Source organism: Catenuloplanes japonicus (assembly GCF_000717135.1).
Taxonomy (GTDB): Bacteria; Actinomycetota; Actinomycetes; order Mycobacteriales; family Micromonosporaceae; genus Catenuloplanes; species Catenuloplanes japonicus.
In genome coordinates this window covers 48,951-71,740 of record NZ_JNXY01000005.1, presented here as the reverse complement: position 1 = coordinate 71,740, position 22,790 = coordinate 48,951, and the positions used below count along the sequence as shown (strand labels likewise).

The 22,790-nt window shown below is 71.7% G+C and carries 17 protein-coding genes and 1 riboswitch; of the genes, 12 read left to right on the top strand and 5 right to left on the bottom strand.

Going from position 1 to position 22,790, the window contains the following annotated elements; all coding sequences use genetic code 11:
* Window positions 1-88: 88 nt before the first annotated feature.
* A riboswitch (cyclic di-AMP (ydaO/yuaA leader) is annotated at window positions 89-220 on the top strand.
* Together OP04_RS09385 and OP04_RS49440 are read left to right on the top strand one after the other, a co-directional pair.
* Window positions 220-1,221: a coiled-coil domain-containing protein gene (locus OP04_RS09385; protein ID WP_232323523.1), complete on the top strand. Its 1,002-nt coding sequence runs from the start codon at window positions 220-222 to the stop codon at window positions 1,219-1,221. Its footprint overlaps the riboswitch before it by 1 nt.
* Before the next feature lie 213 nt (window positions 1,222-1,434).
* Window positions 1,435-2,682 (top strand): hypothetical protein, encoded by a 1,248-nt coding sequence (locus OP04_RS49440; protein ID WP_051797347.1) that lies wholly within the window; start codon window positions 1,435-1,437, stop codon window positions 2,680-2,682.
* Between the two features lie 49 nt (window positions 2,683-2,731).
* Here OP04_RS49440 and OP04_RS09375 read toward each other — a convergent pair whose 3' ends face one another.
* Window positions 2,732-5,629: a glycosyl hydrolase gene (locus tag OP04_RS09375; protein ID WP_033339171.1), complete on the bottom strand. Its 2,898-nt coding sequence runs from the start codon at window positions 5,627-5,629 to the stop codon at window positions 2,732-2,734.
* Window positions 5,630-5,753: 124 nt separating this feature from the next.
* On the opposite strand from OP04_RS09375, the gene OP04_RS09370 reads away from it, so the two are divergent.
* Entirely contained in the window at window positions 5,754-6,434 is a 681-nt protein-coding gene (locus OP04_RS09370; RefSeq protein ID WP_033339170.1) for an HAD family hydrolase, read from the top strand.
* On the opposite strand, the gene rpmJ is transcribed toward OP04_RS09370, so the two are convergent.
* Window positions 6,431-6,553: a 50S ribosomal protein L36 gene (gene rpmJ, locus OP04_RS09365; protein ID WP_033339169.1), complete on the bottom strand. Its 123-nt coding sequence runs from the start codon at window positions 6,551-6,553 to the stop codon at window positions 6,431-6,433. The genes OP04_RS09370 and rpmJ overlap by 4 nt on opposite strands.
* Window positions 6,554-6,612: 59 nt before the next feature.
* On the opposite strand from rpmJ, the gene OP04_RS09360 reads away from it, so the two are divergent.
* Complete coding sequence (locus OP04_RS09360) at window positions 6,613-7,392, top strand: SDR family NAD(P)-dependent oxidoreductase (protein WP_033339168.1); 780 nt, start codon at window positions 6,613-6,615, stop codon at window positions 7,390-7,392.
* Between the two features lie 15 nt (window positions 7,393-7,407).
* On the opposite strand, the gene OP04_RS09355 is transcribed toward OP04_RS09360, so the two are convergent.
* The 3 genes from OP04_RS09355 to OP04_RS09345 all read right to left on the bottom strand — a co-directional run bounded on the left by OP04_RS09355 (window position 7,408) and on the right by OP04_RS09345 (window position 11,678).
* Window positions 7,408-9,207: an immune inhibitor A domain-containing protein gene (locus OP04_RS09355; protein ID WP_198153780.1), complete on the bottom strand. Its 1,800-nt coding sequence runs from the start codon at window positions 9,205-9,207 to the stop codon at window positions 7,408-7,410.
* Between the two features lie 101 nt (window positions 9,208-9,308).
* A complete protein-coding gene (locus OP04_RS09350; protein WP_232323522.1) occupies window positions 9,309-10,874 on the bottom strand; it encodes a sulfatase-like hydrolase/transferase in 1,566 nt (521 codons plus the stop codon).
* A 141-nt stretch (window positions 10,875-11,015) separates the two neighbouring features.
* Window positions 11,016-11,678 (bottom strand): RlpA-like double-psi beta-barrel domain-containing protein, encoded by a 663-nt coding sequence (locus tag OP04_RS09345; RefSeq protein WP_033339385.1) that lies wholly within the window; start codon window positions 11,676-11,678, stop codon window positions 11,016-11,018.
* Between the two features lie 447 nt (window positions 11,679-12,125).
* Between OP04_RS09345 and OP04_RS49435 the strand changes: the two genes are divergently transcribed.
* The 8 genes from OP04_RS49435 (at window position 12,126) to OP04_RS09305 (ending at window position 22,773) form a co-directional block, all read left to right on the top strand.
* Complete coding sequence (locus OP04_RS49435; RefSeq protein WP_051797342.1) at window positions 12,126-13,910, top strand: protein kinase domain-containing protein; 1,785 nt, start codon at window positions 12,126-12,128, stop codon at window positions 13,908-13,910.
* A 202-nt stretch (window positions 13,911-14,112) separates the two neighbouring features.
* Window positions 14,113-15,399, top strand: a complete 1,287-nt coding sequence (locus OP04_RS49430) for a hypothetical protein (RefSeq protein WP_051797340.1) — start codon at window positions 14,113-14,115, stop codon at window positions 15,397-15,399.
* A gap of 64 nt (window positions 15,400-15,463) precedes the next feature.
* Window positions 15,464-17,116, top strand: coding sequence for an O-antigen ligase family protein (locus OP04_RS09330; RefSeq protein WP_033339167.1), 1,653 nt, complete (start codon window positions 15,464-15,466; stop codon window positions 17,114-17,116).
* Window positions 17,100-18,524: a lipopolysaccharide biosynthesis protein gene (locus OP04_RS09325; RefSeq protein ID WP_033339166.1), complete on the top strand. Its 1,425-nt coding sequence runs from the start codon at window positions 17,100-17,102 to the stop codon at window positions 18,522-18,524. The genes OP04_RS09330 and OP04_RS09325 overlap by 17 nt, the downstream gene beginning before the upstream one ends.
* Window positions 18,525-18,546: 22 nt before the next feature.
* The gene (locus OP04_RS09320) at window positions 18,547-19,665 is read left to right on the top strand and encodes a polysaccharide pyruvyl transferase family protein (RefSeq protein WP_033339165.1); all 1,119 of its coding nucleotides are present in this window, start codon (window positions 18,547-18,549) and stop codon (window positions 19,663-19,665) included.
* Entirely contained in the window at window positions 19,662-20,807 is a 1,146-nt protein-coding gene (locus OP04_RS49425) for a glycosyltransferase (RefSeq protein WP_051797337.1), read from the top strand. Before OP04_RS09320 ends, OP04_RS49425 begins: the two co-directional genes overlap by 4 nt.
* On the top strand, window positions 20,804-21,634 hold the full coding sequence (locus tag OP04_RS09310) for a glycosyltransferase family 2 protein (protein ID WP_051797335.1): 831 nt from the start codon (window positions 20,804-20,806) through the stop codon (window positions 21,632-21,634). The genes OP04_RS49425 and OP04_RS09310 overlap by 4 nt, the downstream gene beginning before the upstream one ends.
* Window positions 21,631-22,773 (top strand): glycosyltransferase family 4 protein, encoded by a 1,143-nt coding sequence (locus tag OP04_RS09305; RefSeq protein ID WP_033339164.1) that lies wholly within the window; start codon window positions 21,631-21,633, stop codon window positions 22,771-22,773. Before OP04_RS09310 ends, OP04_RS09305 begins: the two co-directional genes overlap by 4 nt.
* Window positions 22,774-22,790: the final 17 nt, after the last annotated feature.

The following is a 22,790-nucleotide window of genomic DNA, read 5'->3' as shown; positions in this document are numbered from 1 at the left end:
TAAGTTTCGTGATCTTGAGCGCTCGTGTTTGTCGCGCGTGGGTAATGTTGCCGCCGGTTGTCATCAGCGGGCGCCGCACCGGTGCCAGTGACAACCACCGCCAAATCGCACAGCGAGTCGGGGAACCACGTTTGTGGGGTGAATCCGCGTAAAGCGGTAGGGGTGTCGTTCCCATCCCGAACCCGTCAGCTAACCCGGCCGGCGGTCCGAGAGAGGGACATGATGCGCCTACGGCGAATAGCGGTGCTTGCCGTGCTGCTGGCGAGCGGTGCCACTGCCGCGCTCGCGACGCCTGCCTACGCGATCGACGAAGGCGGCTCCGATCAGCTCAGAGAACAACTCGACGCGGCCAGCAAGGGCTTCGTCGAGGCCAAGAACAAGCTCGCCGCCTCGGAGAAGCGCCAGAAGGAGCTGACCGAGGAGCTCAAGACCATCGAGGAAGACCTCGTGGTCAGGGAGAAGACGGTCGGCGAGCTGGCCGGCCGCACCTACCGCAACGGGCGGCTGACCCCGCTGGTCGCGGTGCTGAACGCGTCCAACGGTGACGGCTTCATGGACCGCGCCACGTTCGTCGAGACCCTGACGATCAACCAGGAGAAGCAGGTACGCAACCTGGTCGAGGCGAAGGACGAGGCCTCCCGGGCGAAAACTGCCATCGATTCCGAGATCGGTGAGCAGAAGAAGCAGGTCGAGAACATGGAGAAGCGGAAGAAGCAGGCGGAGAGCGCGCTGAAGGCCGCCGGTGGCGGCGCCGCGCAGAACGTCGAGTCCGGCTCCGGTTCCGCCGCGGTCGCGGTCGCGGTCGAACGCAACCCGGACGGGTCGTTCCCGTCCGAGGGCTGCACGGTGAACGACCCCACCCCGACCGGCGGCTGCATCACGCCCCGCCTGCTGCACGCCTACAAGCAGACGAAGTCGGCCGGGTTCAACCACTTCGTGTCCTGCTACCGCAGCGCGGAGGACGGCGGTGAGCACCCGCGCGGCCGGGCCTGTGACTGGTCCGCCCAGGCGAGCGGCTTCGGCGGCGTCGCGAGCGGCTCGGACAAGGTCTACGGCGACAACCTGGCGAACTTCTACATCAAGAACGCGGACCGGCTCGGCGTGCTCTACGTGATCTGGTTCCGGCGGATCTGGCTGCCGTCCAGCGGCTGGCAGTCGTACTCGGGTGGTGGCAGCCCCTCGGGTGACCATACGAACCACGTACACCTGTCAATAATTTGATCTGACTCACGTTTCATACGAGAACCCGCGGGATAAGGGCATCCTGCGGGTTCTCGCTTTTTGTCACGGCGAACGGGTTTGCTGATTTCCACCTATGGATAAATCAACCGACCGGGCGACCCTCACTTGACGGGACGCCGATAACGCGGAACCGTTCAGAAGATCACGCGGAAACGTCTTTACGGGCGTGCGAAGGGAGAATTGGCGGGTGCGATGACAGACTCCGTTGACGAAAGCTACTTCTTCCAGGGGCGATGCACGGGTGGCCCACTGGACGGCCGGACGTATGCCGTCCGGAAGTCCGGGGGGTTCGTCCTCGCGGACAAGGTCACCGCGACGGGCTGGTACTACGACCGTGCCGGCGCCGGCTTCCAGCTGCGCGGCGGCCAGCCGGTCCGGCTCCGTCAGCCCGACGCGGTCGCGATCGCGGCGGGCGACGACTACGACGTGATCGCCCCGCCGGAGGACCCGACCGGCGAGCCGCCGCTGGTCCTGGGCGCGGCGAACCCCAACCCGGGGCAGATCACGAACGAGATCTGGCGCTTCTGGGGCCAGTTCGACGCGCTGGAGCCGTCCGCGCAGCTCGGCGGCGTCTACGCGGCCAAGCCGGGCTACCACAACTACCGCAACGCGCTCGCGACCAGCGACTACTCGCGCGCCGACGTGGCCAACGACCGGCTGGGACCGGGCGACAAGGCCGCGGCCATCGACCTGACCATGTCCGACACGGCCATGCGGAAGTACACCTCCCGGATGGACGCGGCCGCGCGAGCGCGCGACGAGCGCCTGTTCATCGGCGGTGCGCCGATCATCCGGGAGTTCATCGGCACCAAGGACAGCCGGACGGTCTACTGCTACGTGCTCACCGGGGGCCGTGCGCTGGGCGTCGGTGCGGACTCCGGGCCGGACCCGGGCCGCGACGAGACGCACCTCTGGCACCTGCACCTGTCGATCATCCGCCGCTTCGTCGCGACCCAGGACGCGATGGACCGGCTCATGTCCGTCCTGCGCGGCGAGTCGCTCGAGACCTGGAAGTCGCGCGGGCAAGCTCCGGAAGTAGAGGAAGAAGACGAGATGTCACAGCAGGTCATCCCGCTGCCGACCGGGTTCGCCTACGACGAGAACCAGTCGCTGATCGGTCGCCAGTACGCGATCTCGGTGCCGGTCGAGCCGGCCGGGCTCGCCTCCAACCCGGTCTTCGGCAGCAAGCGCCTGTACCTGTCGTTCGCGTCCGACCACACCGGCAACGACCCGGTGCGCGTCCGGGTGGCGATCCACAACGGCGAGGGCTGGGCCGTGTCGCTGATCGATGTCCCGGCCGGCGGGCGGGTGGCGGCCGCGGTGCCGGCGGCGAAGAACGGCCTCGCATTCAACATCACGATCGGTCGTATCAAGAAGACCGCGTCGTCCAGCTCCAGCGAGTCCGGAATTCCGCTCTCCGTGCTGGTCACCGTCGCTTAGCAATAGCAATTGTGCGGGCGCTCCGACAATCGGAGCGCCCGCATTCTTTTCAGATTCGCGATTCACCGTACGGAATGAGCGTCACCGGCCCGGTCAGCCCGTAGGACTGGCGGGAAGCGACGCCGTACACGGCCGGATCCGCGACCCGCAGCCGGTTGTTCAGCGTGGTCGCCACCTCGACCTCGATCGTGTTCCGCCCCCGGCGCAGCAGCGGTCCGACGTCCGCCACCGGGTGCAGCGGGCTCACCGTCACCGGACGGCCGTTCACGGTCACCCGGCACGTGTCGAAGACCTCGCCCAGGCTCAGGTACGCGCCCGCGCAGGCCGGCACGTCGGCCTCGGTGGTGTACCGTCCGACGCCGGACACGTCCGCCAGCTCCGGGATCTCCGGCCAGGGCTTCAGCGCGTCCAGCGTCAGCGCGTGCGTCACGGTCAGCGTCTCGGTCGCGCTGGACCCGGGCTGCCAGTCCGCCACCCGCAGCGTCCACCGGGTCAGCGGGATCGGCGCCGGCACCGCGCCGATCGTCCGGGTCACCGTGCGGCCGTCGTCCAGCGTCGCCGTGTAGCTGCCCGCGGCCGCCGCGCGCAGGACCAGGTCCCGGTCGCGCGCCACCACCCGGTCCGCCGTCGTCGCGGTCACGTGCCTCGCCGACGGCCCCGGGGCGAGCACCACGATCGACGACTCGCCCGGCTGCAGCGCCACCCGGATCGTCACCCGGTCGCCGTCCGCGGTGAAGTGCGCGATCGGCTCCCGTACGCCGGTCCACGGGTCGATCCGGTACGGCACCGCGCGCCGGCTCGCCCGCTGCAGCGTCACGTCGTGGTCGATCGCGGCCACGGCCGGTTTGACCGTCTCCGCGTGCTTGCCGTTGACCAGGTAGTAGTAGTCGGCATCTCCGAGAACCCGGTGACCGTGCAGCAGCGTGGAGGCCTGCGCGTACGACACGGCCGGCGTCAGGCCCAGGCTCGCCAGCGCGGCGCCCACGTCGGTCCGCACGGCCACGGTCCGCACCTTGGGCAGCGCGGTCAGCTCGGCCAGCAGCGCGCGCAGCACGGTGTCCTCGTCGCCGGTCGCCCGGCCCGGCGTGGTCGCGGCCGACCAGTCGCCGAGCAGCACCACCGGCAGGCCCTTGCGCGCCAGCGCCAGGATGCGCCGGGCGGACGGCAGGTCCAGCGTCGCCACGTTGCCGGAGAACAGGTCCGTCTCCACCAGCAGCACCCGGTAGGCCGGGCCGTCCGGGGCCAGCCGGCCGTCGCGGACGGTCGCGCTCGGCAGCGCCAGCAGCGGCGCGCTGATCATCTGGTGCGTCCAGCCGGACGGGATGCCGTCCGAGGTGAACCAGGACGCGCCGATGCCGGTCTTCGTGTAGCCCTTCTGCCGGAACACGGCCGCGTCGATCCGGTTCACGCCGATCCGGCCGGCCAGGTGCACGCGGCCGAGGTAGGCGGCCACGTCCGGCACGTGCCGCCAGGACGGCTGCCGGGGACCCCAGGACTCCGCGTAGCCGATCGCGCCGGAGTAGGGCGTGAACGCGGCGTAGCCGGGCCAGCCCGCGCCGGGCGCGCTCGCGTAGGAGAAGCCGTGGAAGACGGTCTGGTTGAGGCCGGCCGCGTACGCGCCGCCCATCGTGCGCAGCAGCTTCTTCCACGTGGTGTTGTAGGCGCCGCCCTGGTACGCGCCCGCCTCGCAGGAGAGCAGCGCGCGACCGCCCATGTCCCGCCCGCCGGCCAGGCAGCGGTAGTCGTCCAGGTTCTTGAACCCGAGCGACTCGCCCTCCGGGACGTCGATCACGGCGGCCACCGAGATGGCGTCGGTCTCCAGGCCGTACGGCTGCGCCCGGAACGTCAGCCCGAGCGAGTGCGCCCAGCGGGTCAGCGGCGTGAAGTGGTGCGCGGTGAACAGGTCGGAGAGCGTCTGCCAGTAGTCGGCGCGCACCCGGCGGCTGGTCGCCGCGTCGAAGGCGTAGACCGTGGACTCCTTCACGCGCACGACCGCGGCGAGGAAGGGGCGCAGGTCGTACCCCCGGCGGCTCTGGAATTGTGCGAGCAGCGCGGGCGTCCAGTTGAGCGCGGCTGTCTCCAGCTCGATCGAGTCCTCGAAGAGCGAGCCGCCGGAGCGTCGCAGCAGCGCCCGCACGCGCGGGGTCAGCAGTCGCGCCTCCCAGAAGTCGATCACGGCCTGGGTGCCGGCGGCGCTGAAGTGGTCGACCACGAACGCGTCCGGGCTGGTGTGCGGCCCGGACTCGGGCTCCTGGCCGGAGCCGCGCTGCCAGTAGGCGAGCAGCAGGTGTTCGCCGTCGGCCGGCGCGGTCCAGGCGAGCCGCCCGCCGGTCACGTGCGCGGTGAGGTCGGTGACGGAGTCCGCGGCCAGGCCGGTCTCCTTGCGCGTGCTGTTGGCCGGGTCCACCCTGACCGCCTGCACCGCGATCAGCGTCTGCTTCCACGGCGAGGCCGAGGCCGGGACCGGGCCGTCGAACGTGCCGCCCGCGGCCACGGTGACCGCCGCGTGCGCCAGCTCCTGGACCGCGGCCGGGCTGTCCGGCGTGATCGTCGGGACCGCGGCCGGCCAGGACGGGCCGATCGTCAGGTCGATGGTGATGCCGCGCGTGGCGGCCTGGTCCAGCGCGGCCTCGACGCCGCGGGTCCACGCCGCGGAGCCCCAGCCGTGGTGCGCGGTGTCCAGCACGGACTTGTCCCGGATGCTGTGGTGCACGGCCGCGATCTCGGCGCCGCCGAACCCGGCCGCCGCGATCTGGTCCACCTCGCGCCGGATCTCCGCGGGGTCGACCAGTCCGTCCGGCCACCACCAGCGGAAATATGGCCGGTGCCGGGTCTCGGGGTCGGCGAAGTCGTTGCGCTGCGTCGCCTGTGCGGGCGCCGCTCCCCAGCCGGCCGCGAGCGTGCCGGCGCCCAGTGCGAGCACGGTGCGGCGCTTCAGTCCACTCATGTTCCGCCTTTATGAATCGTTTCAACAACCTGCGTTGATACGACCATAGGTAAGAGGAACGGCTGTGGTCAATGCCTCAGGAAACTCGGACGACACACAACCCGTCGCGTGATCGGATGCAGGCATGAGCACGCTGGTCTTCGACGCCGACGACACGCTGTGGGAGAACAACATCCTGTTCATCCGCGTGGTCGACGATTTTCTCGCCTGGCTCGCGCACCCCACGCTGGACCATGCCGCGATCCGCGCCGTCCTCAACGACATCGAGCGGGCCAACGTCAAGGTCCACGGGTACGGCAGCCGCGTCTTCCTGCGCAACCTGGGCGACTGCTTCGAGAAGCTGAACGAGCGGCCCGCCACCGAGGCCGAGCGCCGCGAGATCGAGCAGCTGGCCGCCGCGCTGGTGTTCGACAGGGTCGAGCTGATGCCGGAGGTGGCGGAGACGCTGGCCGACCTCGGCACCCGGCACGAGCTGGCGCTGCTCACCAAGGGGGAGGATGCGGAGCAGCGGCGCAAGCTGGCCGCGTCCGGGCTGGCCGGACACTTCGGCAGCGTGCACGTGGTGCGGGAGAAGAACCTCGCCACCTACCGCGGGCTGACCGAGGCGATGGCGCTCGACCCGGGCGCCACCTGGATGATCGGCAACTCCCCGAAGTCGGACATCATCCCGGCCCGCCAGGCCGGGTGGAACGCGGTCTTCATCCCGCACCCGCACACGTGGGAGCTGGAGCACGCCGCGCTCGACCCGGCCGACACCGGCGTGCTCGAGCTGCCGTCCTTCACCGCGCTGCGCGGCCGGTTCTAGCCCTGCCGGCCGTTCCAGCGCGGGTTCTTGTGGTTGACCACCATCACGCGGCCCCGGCGGCGGACCACCTGGGAGCCGGGCTTGCGGGCCAGGGACCTGAGCGAACTGCGTACCTTCATGTTTATGACAATGATTTTCAAGTCTTTGATATTCCGTGTAAACGGGTAGGCAGGGGTCCATGGGACGAGTCGTAGTGGTCAGCGGTGGCGGAACCGGCATCGGGCAGGCGGTGGCGGCGCGGTTCGCCCGGGACGCGGCCGAGATCGTGATCGTCGGCCGCCGCGCCGACGTGCTGGACCGGGCCGTGTCCGGCATCGAGGGCCAGGGCGCCGGATCGGTGCACACCATCACGGCCGACCTGGCGGACGCGGAACAGGCGCTGCGGGTACGCGACGAGGTCGTCGAGCGGCACGGCAAGGTCGACGTGGTGGTGGCGAACGCGGGCGGCAACGTCACGCGCAAGCAGGCGCCGACCGAGTTCGGCGTGGCCCGCGTCGAGCTGGAGCGGCTGCTCAAGGTGCGCGAGCACTGGCAGGGCAACTTCGAGTCCAACGTGCTCACGTCCGTGCTGCTGGTCGAGGCGCTGGCGGACGTGCTGGCGGACAGCGGGCGGGTCGTGCTGCTCAGCTCGATCGCGGCGTACCGGGGGTCGGGTAACGGCTCCTACGGCGCGGCCAAGGCGGCGCTGCACCCGTACGCGTTCGACCTGTCGTCCGCGCTCGGCTCCCGCGGCGTCACGGTGAACGTGGTCGCGCCCGGCTATATCGAGGAGACCGAGTTCTTCGGCGACACGATGACCCCGGAGTGGCACGAGCGGAACGTCAAGCAGGCGCACAACGGCCGGGCCGGCACCCCGGTCGACATCGCGGAGACCGTGCACTGGCTGGCCTCGCCGGGTGCGAGCCACGTCACCGCCCAGATCGTCCAGGTCAACGGCGGGGCGTTGCCGGGACGGTGACGTGGCTCTTCCGGATCACGTCGCCGGCGGGGTCACCTTCAGCGTCATCAGCGGAAGCAGGCCGGGGATCTGCGACTTGACCTCGATCCTCACGCCGGCGCCGGCCACCTTGACCGAGCTCTGCGGGTTCGCCGCGTTCCAGTAGCGCAGCGGGTCGGAGTCGTCGAAGATCGGGACGGCCGCCTGGCGGGGCACCGAGACCGGCACGCCGTTGCGGTGGAACGTCACCGGGTCCGTCGACTGCGTGCCGAACGAGGCGTCGAACGGCTGGCGGCGGTTGCTGAGCAGCGTGCCGTCCGGGAACGTGATCGGGGCCGGGTGCGCGTCCACCGGCAGCGTGAGGCCGGTGCCGGGGTGGACGCTGGTGTTGTTGTCGCCGGCGGCCGGGTTTACGTACCAGACGATCAGGCCGTCCTGGTAGGGGAAACGCTCGGCCCAGTCCGGCTTGGAGTCCGCCCAGCCCCAGTTGTACGGGCCGAGCTTGAGCGTCTCGTCGTAGCCGGTGTACGACCGGTACTCGGCCGCGTAGTACGAACCGTCCGGGAGCGGGATGACCACCGCCTCGGGCAGAATCCCGTCGCCGTAGGCCGCGCTGCCCAGCGTCACGTACCGCGATTTACCCGGATTTATCGTGATGAAGTCGGACCAACCGAGGTAGATCTTCTCCCACGCTCCCATGAAGCCGGGCGTCGAACCGATCGTCGGGTTGCCCCGGCCCAGCCACGATCCGGAGGACATGACGGTCCAGAAGCCGGTGCCGTTCTCGCCGCCGGCCGTGTCGTACAGGTCGGGCAGGCCCAGGTCGTGGCCGTACTCGTGGACGAAGACGCCGAGGCCGCCGTTCTCCGGCTCCGTCGTGTAGTCGCCGATCCACAGGCCGGTGTCGCCGATCTGCACGCCACCGGACCTGTTGCCGGCCGGGCCGGTGGTGCTGCCGGGGAACGCGTACCAGCGGTGGGCCCAGATCGCGTCCGTGCCCTCGGCGCCGCCGCCCGCCTCCTCGCCCGCGCCCGCGTGGATGGCCTGGAAGTGGTCGACGTACCCGTCCGGCTCGTTGAAGTCGCCGTCACCGTCGAAGTCGTCACGGTCCCACACGTCGAACGTCGCCAGGTATGCCTTCACCTGCTCCGGCGTCTGCCCGGCGGCGAGCTGCGCGGCGTACCAGGAGGTGGCGCTGTCCTTGATGAAGTTCCAGTAGCCGTCGCGCTGGGGGACGCTGTTGCTGCCGTACCGGGCCTCGTTGTACGGCACGGTCACCCAGTCGGAGACGTCGCCGCCGACCGTGTACCGCCCGCCGGACTGCTGGTAGTAGAAGTGCGCCATCGACTCCTTGTTCTTCGCGAACAGCAGCTCCTCGTAGTGTGCCGCGTCGAAGTCCGCGTCCCAGATCGTGGTGTTGTCGTCGGTGGCGCCGCCGTCCCACACGCGGTCCGGCTCCGGGATGGCGTTGTGCAGCGGGCCCGGGGTGCCGCCCGCGGCCGGGTAGACCGCGTTGCCGAACTCCACCAGGAACGTCAGCACCGGATCGGTCTTGGTCTGCTTCTTCCGGTACTCGACGAACCGGTCGCCGCCGAGCCGGATGACCTCGGAGCCGTTGCGCTGCTCCGGCGCGGTCCGGCCCGCGATCAGGTTGCCGATCGCCTCGGTGCGCTCCGCCTCACGCTGCTCGGCCAGCGGGTGCGGCAGGTTGTCCTCGCCGAGCGAGGCGGTGGGTTCCAGGTCGGCCGCGCGGGTGCCGGGCGCGGCCTGGGCGGGCGTCGCGACCAGGGCGGCGACCAGCGCGCCTGCCATGATCACACTGAGTTGCCTCTTCACAGCTGTCCCTCCAGGTGGCTCTGGAGGGACAGCTTCGAGATCTCATGTATCTCTATCTAGCGATGTTCTATTTCGACTTGGTGTCGCTTTTCTCACGAGTGTCAGGAACCGCTGCCGGTCGCGAACGCGGAGAGGAAGTGGTCGCGGAACGACTCCATCGGCCAGACCGGCGCGTCCGGCGCGGGCTTGAGGCCGGTCGACCAGTTCCAGGACGCGATCCGGTCGAGCACCGCGGGATCCTTGGCGACGATGGTGATCGGCACGTCGTGGCTGGCATTCGGCCCGGTGACGGTCGGCGCCGGCTGGTGATCGCCGAGGTAGATCACGACCGTGTTCTCGTTGCCGTGCAGCTCCAGGTAGTCGAAGACCGCGGTCAGCGAGTACTCGATCGAGGTGCGGTAGGCGTCGCGCTGCGAGGACGGGATGCCCGGCGCGAGCCGCTCCGGCATGCCGGCGAACGCGGCGCCGTCGCCGACCGCGTTCCAGTCGATCATCTCGGGGATCGAGTCCCACGGGAAGTGGCTGGAGAGCAGGTCCAGCTCGGCCATCATCGGGCCGCGGTCGGTCCGGCCGTGCTCCAGCTTCTCGAACGCGGTCAGCGTGTACTGGTCCGGCATCGTGGTCCAGCCGAACTTCGGGCCGGCGTAACCGAGGTTGCGCGAGTCGTAGACCTTGTCGAAGCCGTACCAGTCGCCCTCCGGCCAGGCGTAGGTGTTCGCCGGCGCGACGCCGACCGTGGCCCAGCCGGCCCGCCGGAACGACTCGGTCAGCGTGAGCCGGTCGCTGGAGACGATCGTGCGGTACCGCTGCTGGTTGTCGACGCGCAGCCCGGACTGGAACGTGGAGTGCGCCAGCCAGCTGTAGCCGCCGAACGTCGGCGAGGTCAGCCAGCCGCTGCGGGCCGCGAAGCCGGACGCGGTCAATCGCCGCTCACCGTCCGCGAGCACGGCCCCGACCTGCGCGGACATCGCCGGATCCTCGACCGCGCTGCGCCCGTAGCTCTCCACGAACGTCAGCAGCACGTCCTTGCCGCGCAGGCCGGTCAGCAGCTGACTCGGCGGCACGCTGCCGAACGCGTCCACCGCGGCCGCGGCCGCGAACGCCTCGCGATCGTGCAGCGCGTCGTTGACCATGCCGGTGCGCGCGGTCAGGAACGTCGACGCGCCGCGGTCCGCGACCGGGTTGCCGACCAGCGCCAGCACCAGCCACACCGTGGTCAGCAGCGCGATCCCGCGCGTGGTCGCGGTCTGGTGCCGCGCGAACGCCCGTCCGAGCCGGAGCAGAGCAAAGATCATCAGCAGGGGTACGGCGAGCAGCAGCGCGACCGCGAGCACGACCGCGGCTATCGCGCCGGCCCGGCCGATGGAGCCGGTCAGGAACGTGATGCCGTCGTCCGCCAGGCTCCAGTCCAGCACCAGATCCATCTGGCGGGCGTAGACCGAGAAGAAGCCCAGGTCGGCGAGCTTGACCAGCAGCAGCAGGCCGACGACCAGGCCCGCGATGATCGCGCCGGCGGTGCGGGCCCGGCCCGGCAGGACCAGCAGCAGCACCGCGACGATCAGCGCCTCGACCGGGATGCGCAGGAACGCGCCCGCGGTGAGGCCGATCGGCTGGTTCGGCAGCAGCAGCGCCACCACCACCAGGAGACCGGCCATCACCGTGATCACCGGGCCGGCAAATCGTGACGCCCTGGCCGGCGTGGGGACCGGCGCTTGATCCGCCGTCGCATCCGGCGCTTCATCCTGCGTCACGTCTGACACACCAAACCCCTCATGTCGAGCAACAGGTCTGGTGCCAATACGGAAGGACTAGCCGACCAGTTCGATGACCGCGCGTCGGATCAGGAACTTGCCGGGCTCGCGCACCTCTTCGAACGCGGCGTTGTTCAGCAGCGCGCAGCTGCCGGAAACGCTGGTCACCTCGACCGTGATGCTCTTGTTGTTGTCCAGGTTCGTCACCCGCAGACGGGAACCGACCGGGAACTGGTTGCTCGACGCGGCGGGCGCGCCGCCCTCACCGGAGAGGGTAACCGTCGAGCCGTTGCAGACGACCTGGCCGTCACCGGCCCCACCACCGGCGTCCGCGTCGTCACCCTCGGTGTCGTTCTCGTCCGGCGCGTCCGCGACCGGCGGTGCCTCGTCGGCCGGGGCGTCCTCGGCCGGCGGGTCGGCGATCACGTCGTCGCCGCCCTGGCCCGGCGCGCAGCCGGCCTGCTTCAGCTGGAGGTCGATCACGGCGATGACGTCCTGCCGGTTCTTGATCCGGGCGTCGGAGAGCGCGTCCGGGTTGGCCCGCTGGTCCGCGATGAAGTCGAGGTTCCGCTGCCGGGCCTCCTCGATGCCCGCGCACGGGCCCTCGGCCGCGCCGCTGACGCCGGTCCCGATCGCGAAGGCGCCGCCCGCGAGTGCGAGCGCGGTCGCCCCGATGACGATCTTCCGGTTACGTCCGATGAGGAGGTGGCGCCAGTTCATGATCTTCTCCATCCGTTCGCCCTGCATCGTTGCGGCATCGGTTCCTACGCAGCGGGGCGTTCCGGGAGATCAAAATGTGAACCCTAAATGTTTACTAAGAGTCACCGAGGTGCTTCCGGGCGGGTGTGTGCAGCCCGGCGACGTGCGGTTTCATGGGAGCGCTCACAACCGTCAGTCGATGGCGGTGGTGACGCATGTAAATAGCGAAGTTTATTACCTGTAAGTATGGTGGGAGCCGTCCGGAGTTGTTGCAGGCCAGCGGATGTTTGCTGCGTGCAGACAGATATGACGCGGGGTCCTTTGTGACTTAGGCGACTGTGGCCGATTGCCGACCACGTCGATATCATCCCGCGATATTTCACCCGGTACGGTGCTGACGTGCCCGAAACCTCGCAACGATCGCTGGCCGGTCGTTACACCCTCGTTAGTGCGCTCGGGCAGGGCGCCATGGGGCGGGTCTGGCTGGCCCGTGACGAGATGCTGCGACGCGACGTCGCGGTCAAGGAGCTCGTGCCGCCACCCGGCCTCAGCGAGGCGGAGACCGCGCAACTCCGGGAGCGTTCGCTGCGTGAGGCCCGCGCGATCGCACAACTCAACCACTCCAACGCGGTGCGCATCTTCGACGTCCTGATCGACGGCGGCGACCCGTGGATCGTCATGGAGTTCATCCCGTCGCAACCGCTGCACAGCGTGCTGCGCGCCGAGGGGCCGCTGTCCCCGGCCGCGGCGGCCCGCATCGGCCTCGCCGTGCTGGGCGCGCTCAGCGCCGCCCACCGCGTCGGCGTGCTGCACCGCGACGTCAAGCCGGCGAACGTGCTGCTCGGCACGGACGGCCGGATCATGCTCACCGACTTCGGGCTGGCCACGGTCGAGGACGACCCGACCATGACCCGCACCGGCATCGTGCTCGGTTCGCCGGCCTATCTCGCGCCGGAGCGGGCCATCGGCGAGCCGGCCGGGCCCGCGTCCGACCTGTGGTCGCTCGGCGCCACGCTCTACGCGGCCGTGGAGGGGCGCTCGCCATATGCGCGGTCGTCCTCCATCGCCACGCTGGCCGCGCTCGCGACCGAGCTGCCCGCGCCGCCGCAGCGAGCCGGCACGCTGTTCCCGGTGCTGGAGGGCCTGCTGCGCAAGGACCCGGCGCGCCGGATCAACGCGGCCGAGGCGGAGAAGCTGCTCCAGCAGGCCGCCGGCTCGGGGGAGGAGGCGTCCGCCCCGGTCCCGCAGACCGCCGCGCCGCTCCCGCCCGCCGTGCCCCGGCCGCGGCGGAACGAGCGCGCGGAGGCGACCAGTGCGGCCGCGTCCGGGAGCCCGCCCGACTCCGGCGGCGGCACGCTGGACGCGCGCTACGGCTACCGGGGGGCGGAGGCCAGCGCGTCCGTCCCGATCGCGAAGCAGAAGTCCTCGCCCATCCCGGGCGTGGAGGGCAGTTTCGGATATTCGGGGTCCGGCGTGCCGGGCACGCCCACGGCCAGACGCCCGTCCAGCCCGTCGCGGACCGCCAGCGAGCTGGTGGACCAGTTCCTCGGCACGAGCACGCGGCCGGTCCGGCTGGCCGTCATGATCCTGGTGCCGCTGCTGGTGCTGCTGGTCGTGCTGCTGCTGGTCATCCCGATGCTGGGCGACGACGACTCCGGCAGGGCCCAGGACCCGGCGGCCGCCGCCGGGGGCCGGACGGACCGGGACGGATCCGGCGTGATCGACGGCACACCCTCGGCGCCGCCGACCGCGAACGGTGCCGGTGCCGGTCTGCCCCGTCCCGGCGCCACGCCGACCGCGCCCAGCGCGGGGGAGACGTCCGCCACTCGTCCGGCGACCAGCGTGACCGGCACCCCCGCTCCTACGCCGGCCTTCGCCGGCCGGCCGATCGTCAGCTACGGCAGCGGACAGTGCATCGACGTGCCGGACAGTGACGCCTCCACCCAGCGCCCGATCCAGATGTGGGAGTGCAACGGGAAGCCGGGGCAGTCGTTCGAGCTGACCTCGGACGGGCAGTTGCGCGCGCTGGGCCGCTGCCTGGAGGTGACCGGCGGTGGCGACGGCGCCACCATGCGCCTCGCCGCCTGCGACGGTGCCTGGGACCAGGTCTTCTCGCTCAACTCGGAAGGTGACCTGGTCAACACGCGCGTCGACCGGTGTGTGGACGTGATGGACAGCAATACCGGCAACGGCGCGCTGATCCAGATCTGGGAGTGCAACGGCGGGTCACACCAGAAGTGGTACGTCGGCTGAGCCACCGGACCGCCCGCTTGATCACGTTCGGTGATCGGCGCGCGGAGGGATGCGCGTGGATGGCACGGTCTGTCCGGCGAGCGCCGATAGGAAGGCATCGCGACCTTTGTCCGGGCCGCTCGCTACCCCTTGGTAGCCGGGCCGGTGGATTTGGCGATTCCCGCTAGAATCCGCTGGCAGTGCGTCATGGGGAGGCAGGTCAATGCAGCCGGAGATTCCGTACCGGGTGGTCGGGAAGCTGGGCTCGTGCGACGTCGGCACCGTCTGGTCGGCGATCGACGAGGCCAGGGGCCTGCCGGTCACCGTGGCGGTGCTGGACGCCCGTGCGGCGGCCGACCAGCGCTGGCGGGACGCGTTCGCGGGCCACGCCGGCGCCATCAACGGTGCGGCGCGGACCTGGGTCGGCGCCGACTTCGCCGCCCCGGCACCGTGGGTCGCGTTCAACGGCACCGAGCAGCCGGGCGCGGAGCGCGTCTTCATCTCGCTCGGCCGCCCCTACACCCCGTTCTCCCCGCCGCCCGGCGAAGCGCCGCCCAACCGGCCGGTGTCGAGCATGCCCGTCTCGGCGATGCCGGTGTCCGGCATGCCCGTCTCCAGCCTGCCGGTCTCGGGCACGCCGATCTCGGGTCTCCCTGTCTCCGGCACCCCGGTGTCCGGCACCCCCGTCTCGGGCACGCCGGTCTCCGGTTCCCCGGTCTCGGGCGGCCCGGTCTCCGGCTCGCCGGCCAACAACATGGGGCTGGACGGCTCGCCCCGGCGTCCGTATTTCGGCGAGGGCGCCCAGGACCCCTACGGCGCGTCCGTCGGTGGTGCCAAGCGTGACAACAGCAGGCTGCTGATCGGCATCGCGGCCGTGGTGGCGGTCCTGGTGGTCGGCGGCGCCGTGATCCTGGCCGTGACCCAGCTCGGCGGCGGCGACAAGCCCGAGGTGCTCGGCCCGACGCCGAGTGCGAGTGCGAGCGCCTCCCCGTCCCCGACCGCCACGCCGGTCCGGCCGGGCTTGGAGCCGCCGCGCCCCGGCGACTGGCCGAACTGGCCGAAGTACGCCGAGGGCGCCCCGGTCCGCCCGTTCGCGCTGCAGGGCATCGGTTTCGAGGTGACGCTGCCGCTGAACTGGGAGTGCACCGCCAACCCGAATGCGGTGCAGTACACCTGCGGCATCCGCAAGGACGGCGCGTTCGAGGCGGGCGGCGAGATCACCATGCGTGAGTGCGCCGCGCCGTGTGACGAGAGTCGCCGCACCGATCTGCGACTGGTCGAGGACGCGTTCGGCGCGCAGTGGCGCTTCGCGGGCGAGAACACGACGATCGCGGAAAACCCGAAGCTCGACGGCGTGACCGGCTACGGTCTGGTGACTATCACGTACTTCCGCAGCACCGAGCTCGGGCCGTTCGACCGTCAGATGGTGTTGCACCTGACCGGCGCGAACAGCTGGGCGGACGAGTTCCGGAAGATCGCCTACGGCATCCACGACACCGTCGGGTCCTGACACCCGATACTGTGGCGGCCATCGGCGTCTCCGATCCGCGGAAGAACGGAAATACGTAAAAACCATGGCCACGGTACGCCTGCGGGCGCTGACCGATTGGGTGGTCGACCGCCCGTCCACGGTGGTGCTCGGCGCGGTGGTTGTCACTCTCGGTATCGGTCCGATGGCGTTGCTGCCGACCGAGAGTCCCACCTACTCCGGCATGGCGAACCTCGGTCCCACGCTGTTCACGTACACCGTCGCGCTCGTCGCCGCGTTCGCGGTGATGGCGGTGCGCATGCCGCGCCGCCTGGCCTACGGCTCGCTGACCTGGATCCCGCTGGCGATCTGGGTGGCGCTGGGGCTGATCTTCTGGGACCACGCGCCGCGCACGTTCTCCGGCGCGATCCAGCTCGCGCTGGCCGGGATGGCGTTCGCCACCGGCTGGGCCGCCGCCCAGGTGCGGCTGACGCGCCTGGAGGACGAGCCCGGCGACCGGTGGCCGCCCGCGCTCGGCTGGGCGTTCGCACTGGTCGCCTGGGTGCAGCTGCTCGCGGTCGGGCTGGCCGCGGTCGGGCTGCCGCTCCGCCGGATCGAGGGCGTGCAGGCGCTGGACATCCTCGGCCGCGCGACCGGGCTCACCGCGCACCCGGGTGAGCTGGCGAAGCTGCTGTTCTTCTGCGGCATGTGCGCGCTCGCGCTGCCGCAGCGCACCGACCGGCAGCGGTGGCTGGCCTGGGCGACGCTCGCCGCGGTGTTCCTCGGCGTCTGGCTGACCCAGAGCCGCACCGTGCTGGTCGCGGTGGTCGGCATGGTCGGCCTGTTCCTGCTGCTGGAGCTGACCGCGGGCCGCTGGCAGCGCCGCGACCTGGCGATCCTCGGCTTGACCGCGGCACTCGGCCTGGCCTCGCTGCCGTGGCTGATCTCCCGGTTCCTGGCCGACCCGGGCGGCGGCGCGCGCGGCCACGTGGCCGGCGTCGCGTTCGAGGCGATCGCGGCCCATCCGCTGCTGGGTGTGGGGGCGAACGGTTACGTGGCCGTGGTCGGCCGGACCGACGAGCTGACCGCGAGCGGCGTGCCCGTGCACAACATGTTCCTGCTCAGCGCCGCCGAGCTCGGCGTGACCGGCGCGCTGCTGCTCTGGGCGCCACTGCTGCTGGTGCTGGCCGCGGCCGTGCGCCGGACCTGGGTGACCCGAGGTGCGGACCTGCCGGCCCGGCTCGTGGTGAGCGCGGCGCCCGGCGTGCTGCTGATCGGGATGACCGGCTGGGGGCTGATGCAGGGGCCGTACCTGCTGATGTTCATGCTGCTGTTCGGCTACTTCGGCGCGCGCATCGACATCGCGGCACCGCACCCGGCGTCGCTGGTGGTCCACGCGGGCGTCGTGCCGCAGGCCCCTGAGCCGGAGGAGCCCGCCGTCGTGCCCGCGACGGAGGCGGACACGGCGGATGAGGCCGGACCGGCCGATGTGGACGAGACGAACGTCACAGTGGAGCCCGGCCCGGCCGAGGTCGAGGCCGCATCAGGGCTGGACACGGGCGCGGCGGCGGCCGGAGACGGGGCGGAGACGGGCGCGGAGGTGGACCCGGTTGGGCATACTGACGCGCAGTCCGGTCCCGAGGCCACGCCTGAGCCCGGGGACGCGCCCGGGAAGGACCGGCCGGACGTGACCGCCGAGGCGGACACGACACCGGCCGGTGAGAGCGGGAAGGCAGGTAACCATGGTCGCCGCCGGTGAGGCGCCGGCTCCTCCGCGCCGCCGCGCCTCCCTGACCGTCTCCTCCGGCCTGCTCGGTCTGGCCGCGATCTCGAACCGCCTCACCATCCTGGTCCTGATGGCGCTGCTGACCCGCGGCGCCGGCGCCGCCACGGTCGGCTTCTACGGCATCGCCACGCTCAGCGCCTCGTTCACCGCGGCCGCGCTCTCGTTCGGTCTGGCCACGTTCCTGACCCGGGAGTACGCGGCCGGCGGCGTGAAGCCCGCCGAGGTGGCCCGGCTGCACGCGTCCCGCCTGCCGTTGCTGGCCGCGGCCGTCGTGGTGGCCTGGCCGCTGACCGGCTTCGCCGTACCCGCGGATCTGCGTCTGGCTTTTGTCCTTGTCTTTGTGGCCAGCCTGCTGGAGCAGTGGAACGAGACCGCGTGGGTGCTGGTGCGCGGGACCGCCCGGGGCTGGATGGAGGCGGCGACGAACGGTGCCTGCGGCGCGCTGCTGATCGCGCTGTGCGGGGCCGAGTTCTGGCGCACCGGCGCGCTCGACTTCGAGCGTGCCGGGATGTATCTGCTGGGCGTGGCCGCGCTGCGGTCGCTCGGCGCGGTGCTCTTCACCGGGCTGTTGCGGGAGCTGCCGGCCGGACTGCGCGGTCCGCGGACCACCGCGACCCGGATCAGGCAGGCCTCGCCGTACTTCGCGGCGGATCTGCTCGGGCTGGCGTACTTCCGCAGCGACACGTTCGTGCTGGCGTTCTTCGTGTCCACGGCCGTGGTCGGCGCCTACGTCTCCGCCGCCGCGCTGGTCGGACCGGCCGTGCAGGTGGCGGCCGCGATGGGCGTGGGCGCGCTGGCGTTCGCGGCCGGCCGGAAGCCGGACGGCAACCCGGCGGCGGACGACCCGGGCCTGGTGTTCCGCTTCTTCCGGATCGCCGGCCTCGGCGCGAGCGGTGTGCTCTACCTCGGGCTGCCGCTGGCGCTGGTGATCCTGTTCGGCGACGGGGAGAGCGAGACGATCGGCGGCCTGACGCTGGTCCTCGGCCTGTTCCTGGCGCTGCGCTTCGCGAACTACGGGCTCTCCGCGGTGCTGCTGGCCGGCGGCGGCGCGGGCGGGCGCCTGCTGGTGCTGGTCTTCAGCCTCTCCGCGAACCTGTTGCTGAACCTCACGCTGGACGGCCCGTTCGGCGCGTACGGCGCGGCCTGGGCCACGGTGGCGACCGAACTGGTGGTCGCCGGCTCGATGCTCTACTTCATCCGCTCCCGGTCCCTGATCCGCCCGGTGCTGACCGGCGTGGCGACGGTGGCCGGGGTCGGGGCTGTCCTGATCGGGGCAGCGCACGTCGGCGGCGTCACGGTAGCTTCCCTCGGTGCAGGCGTGCTGCTGCTCGTTCTGGCCGGCGCACAGCTGCTCCGGGAGCGCCGCCGCACAACCGGTTGATGTCATGTCACGGGGGACTTTGGTGAGAATAGGTATCGCCGGCTGGTTCGGCTCGGACAACCTCGGCGACGAGCTGCTGCTGCACAGCCTGATGACGAACGTGCGCGCCGCCGACCCGGCCGCGTCGTTCGTGGTGCTCTGCCCGGTGCCGGAGCGGGTCGCGGAGCTGCACGGCGTGGACGCGATTCACATGCCGACGCTGCGGGCCGCCGGCTCCGCCGGGCGCAACGTGGCGGTCCAGCGCGCGCTGCGCGACTGTGACCTGCTGCTGCTCGGCCCCGGCACGGTGTTCCAGGAGCGCTCGCCGAACCTGCCCTGGCCGGGCACGCTGCCGATGTTCGCGCGGATCGTGGCGATGGCCCGGACCGCGGGCACGCCGGTCGCGATCACCGGCGCGGGCGTCCGCGAGGGCGCGACGCCGGCCGGGCGCGCGGTGCTGCGCGGGATCGGCGCGGCCTGCCGGGCCGTGGGCGTGCGGGACCAGCGCAGCGCGGACCACTTCGGCAAATCGGCGCGGGCGATCGGCGACATGGCGTACGCGCTGCCGCTGCCCACCGTGCCCGCGCCGGACAAGAACCGGCTCGCGGTCTCGATGCGCCCGCTCGCGCCCGAGATGGAGGCCGCGGTGCTGGCCGCGCTGACCGAGACCGTGCGCCGGTTCACGGCGGACGGCTGGACCGGCGCGTTCCTGCCGATGGCGTACGGCCGCGACACCCAGGGCGAGGACGACGCCACCATCTACGACGCCGCGTTCCGCGACGAGCTGGACCTGGTGGCGAACCCGCTGGCCGCGCCGTTCAGCGAGGACAACCGGTTCGGCGTCGTCCTGGACGAGTGGATGACGCGGCTGGCCGGGCACCGGCTGGTGATCGGCGCACGGCTGCACGCGGTGCTGCTCGCGGTCACGCTCGGCGTGCCCACGGTCGCGATCGCCTACGAGCGCAAGGTGCTGGACGCGTTCACCGACCTCGGCCTGGCCGAGTTCGTGCTGCTGCCGGACGCGGACGCGGACACGCTGCACCGCGCCGCGCTGCGGGCGGCCGCGTCACCGGAGGAGTTCCGCGCCGCGGCCGGCCGGGTCGCCGCGCAGGGCGGGATCGCCCGCGACTTCGTCGCCTCCGTGGTGAAGGGCCTGGCATGACCCGCACGCTGCTGCTCACCCCGTTCGCCCCGGACCGTGCGCATGACCACGCGGCCGCGGACACGCTGGTCCGGCTGGTGCCGCTGCTGGCCGAGCGCACCGAGCTGTTCGTCTTCTCGCCGCAGGTCTCGGAGGACCGTGCGGCGGACGGTTACGCGCTGCTCGGCGCCGGGGAGCAGGCTGCGCCCGGCCTCTCGCACCGGTTCGGGGTCCGGCCCGCCTGGCTACGGCAGGCCTGGTCGCGCCGCACCGCGGAGCTGGCCGCGGCCGCGATCGCCCGGGTCAAGCCGGACGTGGTGCACGTGGAGTACCTGCAGGGTGCGGAGGCGCTGGCGCACGCGCGGCACACCGTGCTCGGGCTGCACGACATCACCGAGGCGGTGGCGGCGGAGTCGTACCGGGTCTCGCACGGCCCGGCCCGCGCCTACCGCCTCGCGGAGCTGGTGCGGACCCGTCGCTTCGAGCGGGACGCGATCCGCCGGGCCGGCGCGGTGATCACGCTGTCCGAGGCGGACCGGGCGGCCGCGGGCGCGCTCAACCCGAACGTGGTGCTGGCCCGCATCGGCGTCGACCTGCCGGACGTGCCCTGGACGAGCCCGGCCGAGGGACCGCCGACGCTGGTCTTCACCGGCGCGCTGTGGCGGCGGGCGAACGAGCTGGTCGCGCTGCACCTCGCGGAGAACGTGCTGCCGCTGGTGTGGCGCAGCCATCCGGACGCGCGCCTGCGCCTGGCCGGCGCCCGGCCCGGACCCCGGCTGAGCGCGCTGGCCGCGGCGGACGAGCGGATCGTGGTCACCGGCGCGGTGCCGGACCTGCGCGACGAGATGCGGGCAGCGCACGCGATCCTGGCTCCGTCGATCATCGGCGGCGGCGTGCTGCTGAAGGTGCTGCACGCGATGTCGCTCGGCGCTCCGGTGATCACCTCACCGGGCCCGGCGGAGTCGGCCGGCGCGGACGACTCGATGGTCTACGTCGGGGACAGCGCGGAGGAGCTGGCGGACGCGGTCCGTGCCGTGCTGGCGGACCCGGCCGCGGCGGCGAAGCGGGGCGCGCTGGCCCGGCAGCACATCGGCACGCGCTTCCGCTGGTCGGACACGGTCGATTCGTACCTGGAGGCCTACGCGATGGCGGGTGCCCGATGAAGATCACCACGGTGGTGGTGGCGTACAACTCCGCCGCCGACCTGCCGGAGAGCCTGGGCGGGCTGAGCGCGCTGCCGCTGGAACGGATCGTGGTCGCGGACAACGCCTCGCCGGACGACAGCGCGGAGGTGGCGCGCGCGTTTACGCCGCACGTGCTGAGCCGGGGGAACGACGGGTTCGGCGCGGCGAACAACGACGCGGTGGCCGCGTTCCCGGACTCGGACGCGTACCTGCTGTTCAACCCGGACGCGCACATCTCGCCGGAGGACTTCGCGCAGCTGGCGGCCGCGCTGGAGGCGGACCCGAAGCTGGGCGTGGTGGCGCCGCTGATGCGGTACCCGGACGGCACGTTCGGCGTCTCGTCCGGCTCGGTGCCGAGCATGGCCAAGGAGTGGCTGGCCGCGCTGCGGGTGGACGAGCTGGTGCCGTCCGGCGCGAAGAAGAGGATGGCCGCGTCGGCCACGCTGCGCAAGCTGATCCCGATGCTGTCCTACCTGGACGTGGAGCCCGCACCGCGTACCCGCGAGGTGGATTGGGTTTCCGGTTTCTGCATGCTCGTCCGGGCCGAGGCTTTTCACGCGATCGGCGGTTTCGACACCGGATACTTCCTCTACTTCGAGGACGTCGACCTCTGCGTGCGGCTGCGCGAGGCCGGCTGGGGCGTCGCCTCGGTCGGCACCAGCGTGGCGCAGCACCGGGAGAGCACCAGCACGGCCACGGTCGGCAAGCGGCGGCTCTACCGCGACGGCATGACCGAGTACTTCAACCGGCACGGCGGGCGTGCGCAGCGCGTGGCCGCCCAGGCGCTGCGGAGGCTGCCGCTGTGAGAATCCTGTTCGTCGCGCCCTGGATACCCTCGGCCGAGCGGCCGCGCAGCCTGATCCTGCTGCGCATGCTGGCGGAGGAGCACGAGGTCCGGTTCCTCGGCCTGGTCAAGAACGACGCGGAGCGCGCGCTGGCGGCACAACTGCCGGTCGCCGACCCGGTCCTGGTGGCGAACCCGGCCTCCGGCTCGATGGTCCGCAGCCTCGGCGCGCTGGTCGCGGGCGAGTCGCTGCAGACCGGTTATGCGAACCCGTCCGCGCTGATCCCCGCGCTGCAACGGGAGATCGAGTCGTGGAAGCCGGATGTGGTGCACCTCAACGTGTTCCGCTCCGCGCACCTGGTCGAGGCCGCCGCGCCGATCCCGGTCATCATCGACCTGGACGAGTTCCGCAGCGAGTACTACCACCAGCTCGCCCGATCCGGCGCGAACCCGGCGTGGCGCGTGCTCGGCCGCATCGAGGGCCCGCGGATGGCCGCGCGCGAGCAGCAGATGGTGAGGGCCGGCGTGCGGATCATTCTGTCCGGCCCGGAGGTACCGGGCCCACCGACGCCGGGCACCGCGGTGGTGCGCAGCCCCTGCGACTTCCCGCTCCGCCGGCCAGGCAGGGTCACCGCGCCGGTCGTGCTGTTCGTCGGCCGGCTCAGCTACGAGGCGAACGTGGTCGGTCTGCGCTGGTTCGTCGACAACTGCTGGGCCGCGCTCAAGGCCGCGGTACCGGGCGTGACGCTGCGCGTGGTCGGCGCGGACCCGCCGCCGGTCGTGCGCGCGATGGCCGGCGACGGCATCGAGCTGCACGCGAACGTGCCGGAGGTCACGCCGTACTACGCGGAGGCCACCGTGGCGATCGCGCCGATCTTCCGCGGGACCGGCATCCAGCTGAAGCTGATCCAGTCGCTGGCCGCCGGTGTGCCCACGGTCACAAGCTCCACGGTCGCCGAGCGCGCGGGTGTCCGGGACCACGTGCACGTGCGCGTGGCGGACGAGCCGCAGCAGTGGGTGGCCGCGCTGCGTGACCTGCTCACCGACCCCCGCTCGGCCGAGGCGATGTCCGCCGCGGGCCGGGAATGGGCCGTCGCCGAACACGGCACGGAAGCGGTGAAACGGCAGCTCGCGGCCGCTTACGAGGGGATGGGGCTGTGATCATCGCTTGCCCTGCT